The sequence below is a fragment of the Rhodoblastus sphagnicola genome (assembly GCF_002937075.1).
Lineage (GTDB): Bacteria > Pseudomonadota > Alphaproteobacteria > Rhizobiales > Beijerinckiaceae > Rhodoblastus > Rhodoblastus sphagnicola.
Genome location: NZ_NHSJ01000060.1, coordinates 1 through 12807, shown reverse-complemented (window position 1 = coordinate 12807; position 12807 = coordinate 1). Strand labels below are relative to the sequence as shown.

Below are 12807 nucleotides of genomic sequence, written 5' to 3'. Positions count from 1 at the left end.
AGACCGTTGACTACGACGCTCCCCCGCCGAGAACGTAAGCCTGCGCCAGGGCGCGGGAGGCGGCGCGGCGCTTGCCCTGGAACTCTTGTATGGCGCGTGCGACCGTGCTCCGGTCGCGCCCGACGGCTATGGCGATTTCGGCGGCGCTGAGCTTTTCGGACATCCCATGCAGCACACGGTCAGCGTCCGACCAGGAGAGCGCAAAATAGAATTCTTCCTGGCTCTGCGTCAGGCTGTAGGTGTCCGTACTCGGCGGCTCACGGCGAATTTCATCGGGAACGCCGAGATGTTCGGCCAAGGCATAGACTTGAGTCTTGTAAAGATGGGCTATCGGCTTGAAATCCGCCAATCCGTCTCCGCCGCGCACGAAAAAACCGAGATCGTATTCGAGCTTGTTGGGCGTGCCCAGCACTCCGTAGTTCAATCGTTCCGCATGATAATATTCCATGGACTTGCGAAGGCGCTGCTTGAAATTCGTCGCTGCGACGATCTGCAGATAGGCGTCGACCGGCAATCTGCGCTCAAATATTTGTCCGTCGGGACTTTGGACGATCAGGTTGAATTGCGGCATCCAAGTCTTTCCGGCGACGATCGCGATCTTTTGCCGCCATCCCGCGCCATAGTCGGGAAATTGTTTCCGGATCGCCTCGTCGCGCCTGCGGTAACAGCCGATCGCCTCGAGTGGGTCCGTGATGTCCTCCTCCACATGCGGAATGCCCAGGCTGTCGCAGAGACGTCGCGCGCGGGCTCCGGCCTCCTTCGTCGAATCCCGTTCCGGCATGAGGAGGGCCAGGACGCGGTCCGATCCGACGGCGCGAGCGGCCAGATGGGCGCAGACTGCGGAATCGACGCCGCCGCTGACACCCAGCACGCAACCACGGCGGTTAAGCTTGCGCAGGGTCGCCACGATGAATGCGCCAATGCGATCCGCCTCCGAGGCGCAGTCGATCGCCAAGGCGCTCTGATGTGGCGCTGTTGGCTTATTCTCGTTCACGTGGTCATCCATTTGCTAATGCCTGACTTCAAACGCCGACAACACAGAGTGAGGAGGCGGGATGGAGGGCTTGTCGATCGCCCGGTCGACCCACACGTCGCAGCGCATGCCCGCCAAGAGCGCTTCGGCTTCAAGCGCGCGCTGCCGGAATTGCGGTCCGAACGCGTCGTTCAGCAGCTGCAGAGTCAACACGCCGATCAGGCCCATTTCTTCCCGCTCGCCGAGACTGCGGCCGCGCGCGCGCGCCCTCGCAAGCAATTGGGTGACGGCGGTCGTATCGAAATACCCGCTGGCGGCGAGATTCGACGGTGAGAGCGCGTCCTCGAACGTTGCCTCGTCCCGGTCGAAAAGGGCGGCGGCAATCGGCGCCCGGAACGGCTGCTTTCGCCGGCCCGAGATTTCTGGCGGCAAACGCCGCCGGGCGACCCGACGAAGCGCGATCTTGTCGCGGGTTCCGATCATCTTGTCGGTCGTTTCCAGGGTAAAGCAGAAATCGACGAAATCGGGATCGAGGAACGGATAACGCGCTTCGACGCCGTGGGCCATCGCCACCCGGTCGCCCTGGCAAGAGAGCAGGTAGGACGACATGAATCCCTGGATCTCGATATATTGCGCTCGCGTGACCGGGTCCCAGGCGCTCCAGTCCGGAGGCAATTCGGCCGCCATGTCCGCGAACATCGACTCGAGCGGCAAGCTGTTACGTATTTCGGGCGCGAGAAGTCGCAAGGTCCAGGCGGTGTTACGCCAACGGATCAAGTGCGAATAGAACGGATGCGCGGTTTCGAGCAGCTTGTGGCTAAAAAAGCTCTGCCACACCGCATTCTGACGGGCGCCCTCCGCGCCGACGTAATGATGGATCCGCTGCAGAAGGGCGGGCCGCATGGTCGACTGGGGCGAACGCGCCCAAAACCGCCGAATCTGATCCTCTTTGAAGATCGTGTAGCCGCACAACAGCTCGTCTGCGCCTTCCCCCGTCAGCACGGTCTTGACGCCCGCCGCCTTCACCGCTTGCGACAGAAGAAACAGGGGCACGGGCGACGTCCTCAACAGGGGCGTCTCGCAATGCCAAACCGTCTCAGGCAGGGCGTCGCGAATGTCGCTGGCGCTGCAAAGCAACTCGTGGTGATGGACGCCAAGATGTTTGGCGACGAGGCGCTGTTCCCTGGTTTCGTCGAAACGCGGATCTGCGAATCGGATGCCGAAAGTCTCGACATGGCCACGAGCTTCCGCCGCCAGGCTGGTGATGACCGAAGAATCCAGCCCGCCGCTGACATAGGCGCCGACCGGCACGTCCGCGCGCAGACGCAGCGCGACCGATCGCTTCAACTGCGCCTCGAGGGCGTCGTCCGCCGAGCCCTTGGCAAAGGAGGGCCGGGCCGGGTGAACGCGCCAGTAGGTCTGTTCGCGCGCGCAAAGCGCGGAATCGAAGCAAAGCGCGGTGGCCGGAGGAACCTGGCGGATGTCCTGAAACGCGCTGCGCGGCGCCATCGCCGACCAGGTGGTGAAGGCCTGGCACAATCCCTCGGGATCGACGCGCGGCGCGATCCGGCCGCCTGCGAAAATGGCTTTGGCTTCGGAGGCGAACACAACGTGACCGCGCGCGCGCGCGTAATGCAGAGGGAGTATGCCAAGCCGATCGCGCACCAGCCACAACAGGCGACGTCGGGAATCCCATAGCGCAAAGGCAAACTGGCCGTTCAGCATCTCCCAGGCGCGCGAGCCGTATCTTTCGTAGCAATGGACGATGACTTCGCTGTCCCCGCTGGTGGAAAAGCGATGGCCCAACTCGGCGAGGTTCTGGCGCAACTCGATGTAATTGAAGATTTCGCCGTTGAAGGTCAGCCACACAGAACCGTCCTCGTTGGACAGCGGCTGGGCGCCGCCCGCGAGATCGATGATGCTCAACCGGGAATGGACGAGGCCAACTTGGTCATCGCGATAAAGCCCGTAGCCGTCGGGCCCGCGGTGCGACAACATGGCGACCATGCGCCGCATTTCGCCGAAGGTCGGAGCCGCCTCGGCGGCGGATGACATGACGCCTCCAATGCCGCACATATCCGGTCAACCCTTTCGCCGTAACTCGGCCGTCTTGATCTTCCCCGAATCGGTCTTGGGGAGCGCTTCCGCCACCTCGAAAAATCTCGGAACGAGGAGCGGCTCAAGCCGACGCATGCAGTGTTTCCGCAACTGGTCCTCGGACGCGGCTCGCCCCGCGCGCGCCACCACATGCGCCTTGATCGCCATGCCGTCGCTCGGGTGCGGCACGCCGACGACCGAGACCTCCGCGACCCAGTCAAGCTCATACAGGCAGGCTTCCACTTCCCGCGGGCTCACCTTCTCGCCACGACACTTGAAGACATCATCGCGGCGCCCGACGAAGTAGAGGTCGCCCTCCTCGTCCATCCAGAACAAATCGCCGGTGAACAACACCTTCTCGCCAGCGATGTCGCCGTCGCGCAAAGTCCTGGCGGTTTCTTCGGGACGCCGCCAATAGCCGCGCATGACGCTGGCGCCTCTTACGACGAGTTCGCCGATCTCCCTCGGACCGCAACGCCTTGCGTGTTCATCGACGATGTAGGTCTCGGAGTTCGGCATCGCCCGCCCGACGGAGGTGATTTTCGCGTCGAGTCGCGACGGATCGAGATAGGAGACCCGTGTGCACTCAGTGAGACCGTACATTGAAAAGATCGTCGCCTGTGGCAGAAGCGTCCGCAGCGCGCGGATGTGCGCGGCGGGAAAGGCCGCCGCGGTGTTCGACAAGTAACGCAGCGACGTGAGGTCGAGGCGATCGAACGGCGCGAACTCCAGGATCTTGGCGAAAATGGTCGGCACGCCCGGCAAGCCGGTCACGCGATACGCGCCGATGCGCTTGAGGACGTCGTAGGGAAAAGCAAACGACCGCTCGAGCACGACCGTAAAGCCGACGCGGGCCCCAGTCAGGATCTGAAACAAGCCGTAGTCGAACGATAGCGGCAACACGCACAAAACGACGTCTTCCGGCTGATTGCGCAAATAAGTCGAGATCGACCAGACGTTGTTACAAATATTCCGGTGGGTCATCATCACGCCCTTCGGGCTGCCGGTCGAGCCCGAGGTATAGATGATCAAGCACAGGTCCTGATCTATGAGCTGGGGATCCGCCAGGGGGTGCGGGAGGCCGGTCAAGACTTCAATCCATTGGACCCCGGTCGTCGCGACCTTGTCGCCCACCCAGACGATCACGCCGGGAAAAGAGATGCTTGCAACGGCCTCCTCGACGCGCCTAACCAACGATGCGGTCGCGAACAAGGCGGTGGCGCCCGAGTCGGCGAGCATGAAGCCGAGCTTCTCGGCCTTGACCTGCGGACTGATTGGAATGAACACCGCTCCGGCTTTGAGCGTCGCCCACATTGCCACCACCAACTCGATCGAGTTTTCGAGGATGGCTCCTACCCGGTCGCCCCGCCTCACGCCCAGGCGCTGCAACGCTTCGGCCACACGGTCGCTGTCCTCGTCGATTTCCCTGAAGCTATGCGCCTGGTCGCCGACAATAACGGCAGGCTTGCCTGGGAACTGCGCCGCAGAGTCGCGCAAATACTCGAACAAAAGCCTCCCGCGCTGCGTCATTTCGAAATATTCCACACGAAATTCGCCATCTTCGAAATGGAGTTGAAATTATCAGCGGTTATTTCATGATCGCTGATCATAATTTCGAATGTATCCTCAATAAAAGAGACCAATTCGACGACGCCCGTCGAATCCAATATTCCAGCCTCCATCAGCGGAGTGTCATCCTCCAGCTCCGCCCCTGATCCGAGCAGGAAATTATCGAGCAGAAAGTTGCGAATCGGCTCGCGAATTGACGTGTCGTCTATTTCAATCTTTGAAATCTGATTCATAACGAGTCTCCACGGTCTCGATTAGCCATTTTGATCGCCGAACACGCCAATCGCAGCTCGCTTCTTGAGGAACCTTCATCTGATCGTCGGCGGTCGTCTGGCCGGCGGCCTTGCCCGAGGTGACGGAATCGACCCCACGGGACTGCGGCGCCGCCTGCGCTTTGTTTTACATTAAATACCGCTTCACAATCAAATCCAATAAAATTTACAATCAAATCCAATAAAAAGTTCGCACGGTTATTCCGCGGCAATCACGGATCGAGCGATCTTCGGAGAAATATCTTTTTAAGCAATGTATTAGCTGAGCGCTAGCCGGGCCGGCGGGATTGTTCAAGCGCGAGTCGCATCATGAGCGAACGCTTTGTCGCGATTAATTTTTATTCAATGTTAAATCGAGCCTGGTCGATTAATCCCGCTCCTTCAGCGCATAGCCGAAACGCCATGCGGAAGGGTTCGTCAAGGCCTTGGCGAACGCGCGCCGCCCCGCGTGACACCCGCGATCAACCGCGCTCAACAGCGCGTATTTGAGGAAGCGACGAAGGACGGTCAAATAGACGAAAACGAAGGCCACGGCCGCGCGGCCGCGCGGGAAGTGCTTGCGGATATAATGCATTTCACCGGCCAACTGGAGCATGATGCGGGTTTCGCCAACCTTCTCGCCCGACCCGACATCGTGCCGCACCATGCAATCGGGCTTGACCCAGGCTGCGCCGCCAACCGCCGCCAACCGCTTGCAAAGATCAACTTCCTCGAAATACAGAAAAAAGCCTTCGTCGAACCCTCCGAGCTTTTTCCATGTCGTCCGCCGCGTCATCAGAAAGGCGCCGGAGACGACCTCAACGCGATAGGGCTCAGTCTGGCCGGGCCGCTTGGCGATCTTCAGATGGGTCTTCGACGCGCCGAGCATTTCCTTGAACAAGACCGCTATACTCGGCAAGCGCAGTTGGTTCCCGTTGTCGAGCCGGTCGTTGAACGTGGTCCGACCGCCGACGATCACGTCACCCGAGACCTGTTTGAGAAAGTTCAACAGCACAAGGATCGAGTTGTCGCATATCTCCGTGTCGGGATTGAGCAACAAGATATACTCACCCTTCGAATGTCGAAATGCGTAATTGTTGCCTGCGCCGAAACCAACATTGCCGATGGGCGGCAGCACTTTAACCTTCGGATAATTCGCCGCCGCCCGCTCGCCGGAGCCATCCTGCCCGTTGTCAACGAGAATGATCTCGATATCGTCACGCGTGCAATATTTCTGCAACGAATACAAACATGTATCGACGTGATGCCAGGAATTGTACGCAACGATAAAGACGCTGAGATCAGGAGATATATCAGCGGAGGCAGACGCGCTCATGAACAGCTCGCATTACATTTCTGATTGGCTGTGCGCCACCAGTGAAACAAATATTCACGCATCTAGATGCTTATGACGAACAACGTCTCGAACGGGTCGAGCTCCCAGGCGGTCGCTTCCTCGCTACGCTCCTGAAACGGTTCGTAGGCCGTGACGGAAAGCCCGGCGGCGTTTAACGCATCGATGTAGCCCTGCCTGGTAAACAGCCGGACGTGGTCATGCTGGCCGAAAAGCGCGATTCGTTCGGCCGGGCTTGCACGCTGCCCGCCGTCACGCATCTGATCCAGCTTGAGGGCGATTGGCGTCTGCATGATCGCCCGTCCGTTGGCCGACAGGACCCGGCGCACCTCATGCAGGGCCGCAGAGAGATCAAACACGTGCTCCAAAACGTGGTTGCAGATCAACAGGTCCACGGAGGCGCTCGCAAGCGAGAGTTGCTGAATGTCCTGGAATTCGACGTTGCGCAGGTGTCGGTACCGCTGCGGGGCGAAATCATAGGCTCGGTAGGTGTCCGGGAACTGTTGCTGCAAGCGCTGGGACAGCCCCTTCTCGGGCGCGAAATGCGCCACGCGCAACCGGCCCCGGGCGTCGTCCGACAGTTTCCATTCCTTGGTGAGATAGAACCAAATCAGCCGCTCGCGCGAACCGGAATGGCAGATCGGGCAGACGTCGGCCCGGCGCATCAATCCGCCGGCAACGTGCAATTGCTCGAGGACAGGAAAGCCATAGCCACTGTCGAGACGCGACCTGTAGTGCGACGCGCAGACCAGGCAACGCCGCCGCCCGTAATGGAACACCTTCCGGCCGGCGAGGATGGCGGGATAGGGAATCAAGGAGCCGAGCGTCTTCTTGATATTCGTCATCTCGATCTCCTCTAGCGCTGTGGATCATGATGGCCGGCGCGCGCTTGCGGCGCTTTGAACGCGGCGTGATCCGTGAGTTGCGGCAGGTCGGCGCGGCGTCCGAATGACCACAAGATCCAGCCGAGTTCATAGCTGCGGCATTCGAGGCGCAGCGCGACGCCGCTGCTGTCGATCAGACGCGACGAGCGTCCAAGCGCCATATTCGCGACCGCGCGCAGCATGCGCGGCGCCTTGGTCTCGCGTTCGCCCTCGCGGATCTGCGACCGTATGGTCAAGCCATCCGGCGTGAGCATCGAACACCCGAGTTGGTTGTCGCCGAGCACCCATCTGAAGCCGCGGACCAGCGCCTCGGTAGCGCCGGCGACATCGTGGCGCTCCGCCCATTCCAGCAGCGCCGGCGCCATGCCGTACTGGTGGACGGAATAGACTTCGTAGAAATCGAGCACACGACCCGTCGCCGCGTCGAAGAACCATGGCCACTCGCCCTGCGGCCCCTGCAGCGCGATCAATTTCTTGACGCAAGCGACGCCCAGCGCGATCGCCTCCGGATCGCCTGCGAGTTCTCCATGCTGGAAGCAGGCGATCGACAGGTAGACTTGTGTGGCGAACGAAGCGAAGCGACGCCGCAGCCCGCCCGGCGTGTCGTGGAACAGGCCTGAATCGCTGCGGAAATCCTCCTTCAGGTATCGAAACAGCGACGCCGCGAATGATCCCCACTCCGCATGACCCGCACGGACCTGGGCCGCGACTCCCGTGAGCAGCATGCCGAGGTCCTGGGCATGGAACGCGCGCCAGGCCGCCTCGTCCGTCAGGATGCCGTGGACCTCGCGCGCAACCTCTTCGGGAATGTCGAAGCCGAGTTCCGCCGCCGCCCACAGCGCCATGCCATATGCATATTTGCGAACAGGCAGGTGGGGCAGTCGCCGGGCGTTTCGCTCGTAGATCGCGGACAAGTCGAGACTGTCAGGGAGATTGGCGACGCGCGACATGCCGAGCAACACGTTGAGCGTGTAAAACACGTCGCTGTGCGGAACGGATTCGTTGGGCGGGCTGCGCCCGTCGAGATGGTGGATGTGCGACCAGCACCCCTGTTCGGGAAGCCAGCAGGCGTCAAGGCCGCGCAGGGCGTAGTCCACCAGGCGGGAATTGTTGCGCGCCTCGCGGGTTTCCGTCCCGCGCTCCGGCTGCGTAAATTCGTCGGACTTTATGTTCATCGCGCGCTCCGTTGATGGGTCAGCCTTCGCGAGATCGCGGAGCGAAATTTCATCCCGCCGGAGTTCCCGCCTGGCTGGAGCGTCGACCTTAACGGCATCGCCGGCCCGGCGATGAACGCCGTCGCCGCCTTTCGGCGCGTTGGTCCACCTCGGTCATAGCGTCGATTCTGGCGCCGAAACGCACTTCGATCGCGTTTTCCCTGAACATGACGGACTCCCCTCCGACGCAGGAACAGCCAGCAAGCTCGGCGTTATCATATTAAATCATATTATCAATTAATCACATTAACAAGCCGCCGGCAACCACACTTTCCATAACGTCCGACCGAAGGCCGTTTATGTTGATTTGCATAAGGTTATTAGATCATCTTCTCGGTCTGCGCGCCATTATGAAAGCGTTCATATTTGAGTTGGACAGCTGGATTCAAATCGATATAATGATTTAAATATCGCCGGTAACATCATGCGCGAAGCGGCGTCCAGGCGGACCTCCCGCAACGCCGGGTGATGAGAACTATGGAGAGGCGTCGGATGCTTCAGAGCGATCTGCCGCGAGCGGCTCGACTTCAACCCGCCGACGCCGCCGGCGAGGGCGGGATCGGCGAAATCGTGAATTTCGTGCTTGGACTCTTGCGACGCCAGTACAAGCTCATGCTCGCGTCGGTCGCCATCGCGCTGACATTGGCCGGCGCCTATCTGTGGTTCACGCCGCCGACCTACACCGCGCAGGCGCAAATCCTGTTGAAAAATTCGAAGGCGCAATTCGTCAAGGAAGAATTCGTTCTCGCAGATCCCGTTCTCACGCCCACCGAAATCGAGACGCAGATACAAGTGTTGAAATCATCGGCGATCGCGATCGCCGTCATCAAGGAGCTGAATCTCGCCGCAGATCCCGATTTCGTCGGCGCCGAATCGGCTTTGGCGTCGCACCTGCGGACGCTTCTCAAGTATTTCTCGCCCCCGGATCCGGCGAAGACCGAGGCTGGCGCCACAGAATCGACCGAGTTTCTGATTGGCGCGTTCGATGGCCGGGTGGACGCGCACCGCGCCGGATTCAGCAACATCCTCGAAGTCAGTTTTTCTTCAAGCAGCCCGTCGCGCGCAGCCGAGATCGCCAATGCGGTGGCGGCCGCGTACATCAACGATCAGCTGAACTCCAAGCTCGAGGCCAACCACCGCGCGATCGCCTGGCTTCAGGACAGGCTGCGCGAACTGGGAGAGCAAGCCGGAGCGGCCGAACAGGCGGTCGACGCATACAAGATGCAGCACAAAATCGTTTCAAGCGGCGGAAAGTCGATCGACGAGCAGCAGATCGCGGAATTCAATGCGCGCCTGATGGAAGCGCGCGCGCAAACCGCAGACAAACTTGCCCGCCTGAACCAGTACGAGTCCGTATCGCTATCCAATGCGGAGAACTTGGATTCGTTGGGCGTCGCCGCGTCGGACGCCCTCGCCAATCCAATCATCAACACCCTTCGCTCCCAATATCTGGAGTTGCAGAGGCGAGAGAGCGAATGGGTTCCCCGCTACGGCGAGACTCACGCGGCCATTTCAGAGTTGCGCATACAAATGCGCAACATCCGCAAGTCAATCAACGATGAAGTGCGCCGTCTGGCCGAGACAAGCCGGAGCGATTACGAATTGGCCAAGAAGCGGCAGCAGGAGCTCGAAAAGCAGCTCAACAACGTCGTTTCGACTACCCATGTCAACAGTCCCGCGGAGATCACCCTGCGGAAAATGGAGAGCGACGCGAAGACCTATCGGTCTCTCTATGAAACTTTCCAGCAGCGCTACATGGCCGCGGTCCAGCAGGAGTCATTTCCAATATTGGAAGCCCGCGTGGTCGATCCGGCGCTGCCGCCGGCGAGCAAAAGCAAGCCAAAGTCGAAACTCATCCTGTTGGTCGGCGCGTTCGGCGGCCTGGCGCTTGGCGCCGCGATCGGTCTGTTGAGGGACATGATGGACCGGACCTTCCGGACGCCGGCGCAAGTCGAAACCTGCCTGCGACTTCCGTGTTTTTCGGTCGTGCCGCGCATGCCGGCGCATGCGACCTCCGGGCCGCGCGAAGAAGCGGCGGAGTCGGACAGTCATCCCACCCGCGCGGTGCCCACGCCGCACTCCGTGGATTCCATCGTCGTCGGCATGCCCATGTCACGCTTCGCGGAAGCCATCAGGTACGCCAAGATCGGAATCGACCTGAACCCGAGCAAGTCTCTTAACAAAATCATCGGCATCACCTCGTCGCTGCCGGACGAGGGCAAGACGACGATCGCGGCTTCTCTCGCGCGGCTCATCGCGCATTCCGGCCAGCGCGTCATCATCGTCGACTGCGATCTCAAGCGTCCGTCGCTTTCCGCCCGGCTGAGTCCCAACGCCGCGTGCGGCCTCGTAGAGGTCGTTACCGGCAGGACGCCGCTGGAGCAGGCGATCTGGCGGGATCCCAAGACCAATTTCGCTTTCCTCCCCGTGGTCCGGCGCGCGCCCCTGTTTCATACCAGCGAACTGCTTGCTTCCGAGGCGACGAGAAGGCTGTTCGAACGGCTGCGCGCGTCCTATGATTTTGTCATCGTCGATATGCCGCCGCTGATACCTCTGGTCGACGCGCGCGCGACAGCCTCGTTCACGGATTGCCATCTTCTCGTGATCGAATGGGGACGAACGAAGATCGAGGTTGTAAAGCAGGCCCTTCATTCGGCGCCTAACGTCTATGAAAACATCGTCGGCGCTGTGCTCAACAAGGCTGACACCGAGCTGATGGCGGACTACGATCAAAACTGCCGGGACTATTACGACATAAGGCATTACACCCGTTATCATTCCGATGACTCCTTTGGGGAAGTCTAGTTGACTTGTCTTTCTTCGAGCCCGCCATCCGGGCTCACTTCGTGGCAATCCAGCAACATCCGGCGTTAAAGTCCGTCTTCTGAATTTCTTTGCTGGAAGACTCATTTCGTTCATGCGAGTCTCTGTGAGAATTTCATTTTAAGAATAGAGCCATGCTGATCAGCCTGTTTTCAGATAAGCGAGCAATGCTTTGCGCCAGCGTTCTCGCGCTGTCTTGCTGCGGCGGATGCGCGATCACGCCTGTGAGCGGTCCTCAGGCGTCGGATGTGGACGCCGGAGGAACCCAGGACAGCTTGAACCCGGCGATGCTTGCATACGCTGTCGTTCCTGTCACACCCGCAACCGTCGATGTTCTCGGGCGCCTGACTCCGAGGCTGTCAACCGCCTTCGCCAGACATACACCACCCAAGGTCTTTCGCTTCGGGGTCGGCGACATCGTCAGCATAACCATATTCGAGGCCGCCGCAGGCGGGCTCTTCACTTCGAGCGCGGGCGTTCGGGCAGGGAATTTCGTCACGGTTCCGAATCAGGCTGTCGACGATCGGGGCAATATTTCCGTTCCCTTCAGTGGATCGATACGGGCCAAAGGGCGGACTCCTTCCGAGATCCAGACCGAGATCGTCGAGCGTCTCAAGTCGCGCGCTCTCGAACCCCAGGTCGTGGTCTCGCTCGCCGAACAGCGGACTTCGCTTTACAGCGTCCTCGGCGATGTTCGCGCGGCCGGCCGGTTTCCCGCAAGCCCTTCCGGAGAAAGCATCCTCGACGGCATCGCCCGCGCGGGCGGACCGGGGAGCCAGGGCTACGACGTCAATGTCGCGCTCGAGCGCAACGGCCGCCGGGTCAGCATCCCGATGGGCGCGCTCATGGACGATGCTTCGAACAATATTTATCTGCTGCCAAACGACATCGTCTTCGTCTACCAGGAGCCGCAGACTTTCGTCGCCTTCGGAGCCAGCGGGATCCAGGGGCAGTTCAGGTTCGACGCTTGGCGCCTTTCACTGGCCGAAGCACTTGCGAAACAAGGCGGGCTAAACGACGCACAGGCCAATCCCTCCGCCGTGTTCCTTTATCGGGGTGAAACCCGGGAGGCCGCCCGCCAACTCGGCGTGGACGTTGACAGATTCGAGGATCGCGTCATCCCCGTGATCTACAAAATTGATCTCCGCGACCCCTCAGGCTACTTCCTCGCGCAGAAATTCCCCATGCGCAACAAGGATGTCATCTACTGCGCCAACGCCACCTCCGTGGAAGCCACGAAATTTCTCACGTTCGTGCGCACGACTCTAGCGACAGTGAACGATCCCGTGATTTACGCGACGAACGGCTTTGCGCTGAGTTCCGCCATACGCGGGACGGGATCGTCTACCGTGATCACGACGCCGACGCCGATCACCACCACCACTTCGACCACCGTAATCGCGCACTAAAGATGCGTACGGAATTTACTAAATCGATTTGGAGGCCTCACGGCGAGGGGTTGGGGCAGGGCTGTTCAGTTCTCAATACAGTTGAGGCATAGCGAGGATTAGATTGAGATCGAGTGCGGCGCGCCAGCGGGCGTTTTTGATGTTGTCGCACCCAGCGGCCCTGAGCAGGTTGTACGCGAAAGATCGCAGGCGGGCGGCGATGTCCGGGTTCTTGCGAATGCGTGAGGCATCCT

At 60.5% G+C, this 12807-nt stretch carries 9 protein-coding genes; 2 read left to right on the top strand and 7 right to left on the bottom strand.

The window, feature by feature from the left end:
• Positions 1-10: 10 nt before the first annotated feature.
• The 7 genes from nadE to CCR94_RS09595 form a co-directional block, all read right to left on the bottom strand.
• Positions 11-994 (bottom strand): NAD(+) synthase, encoded by a 984-nt coding sequence (gene nadE, locus CCR94_RS09625; RefSeq protein ID WP_244594014.1) that lies wholly within the window; start codon positions 992-994, stop codon positions 11-13.
• Positions 995-1009: 15 nt separating this feature from the next.
• Positions 1010-2989, bottom strand: a complete 1980-nt coding sequence (asnB, locus tag CCR94_RS09620; protein WP_244594017.1) for an asparagine synthase (glutamine-hydrolyzing) — start codon at positions 2987-2989, stop codon at positions 1010-1012.
• Between the two features lie 66 nt (positions 2990-3055).
• Positions 3056-4615: a class I adenylate-forming enzyme family protein gene (locus CCR94_RS09615; protein WP_244594013.1), complete on the bottom strand. Its 1560-nt coding sequence runs from the start codon at positions 4613-4615 to the stop codon at positions 3056-3058.
• Complete coding sequence (locus tag CCR94_RS09610) at positions 4597-4872, bottom strand: acyl carrier protein (RefSeq protein WP_104507656.1); 276 nt, start codon at positions 4870-4872, stop codon at positions 4597-4599. The genes CCR94_RS09615 and CCR94_RS09610 overlap by 19 nt, the downstream gene beginning before the upstream one ends.
• 406 nt (positions 4873-5278) lie before the next feature.
• Positions 5279-6226 carry a glycosyltransferase family 2 protein gene (locus CCR94_RS09605; protein ID WP_104507655.1) on the bottom strand — a complete coding sequence of 316 codons (948 nt, stop codon included), beginning with the start codon at positions 6224-6226 and terminating at the stop codon, positions 5279-5281.
• 62 nt (positions 6227-6288) lie between these two features.
• Complete coding sequence (locus CCR94_RS09600; RefSeq protein ID WP_104507654.1) at positions 6289-7089, bottom strand: class I SAM-dependent methyltransferase; 801 nt, start codon at positions 7087-7089, stop codon at positions 6289-6291.
• Positions 7090-7100: 11 nt separating this feature from the next.
• Positions 7101-8303: a hypothetical protein gene (locus CCR94_RS09595; protein ID WP_244594011.1), complete on the bottom strand. Its 1203-nt coding sequence runs from the start codon at positions 8301-8303 to the stop codon at positions 7101-7103.
• Between the two features lie 507 nt (positions 8304-8810).
• Here CCR94_RS09595 and CCR94_RS09590 point away from each other — a divergent pair.
• Positions 8811-11147, top strand: coding sequence for an AAA family ATPase (locus CCR94_RS09590; RefSeq protein WP_338052981.1), 2337 nt, complete (start codon positions 8811-8813; stop codon positions 11145-11147).
• 152 nt (positions 11148-11299) lie between these two features.
• Entirely contained in the window at positions 11300-12574 is a 1275-nt protein-coding gene (locus CCR94_RS09585) for a polysaccharide biosynthesis/export family protein (RefSeq protein ID WP_244594010.1), read from the top strand.
• Positions 12575-12807 lie beyond the last annotated feature (233 nt).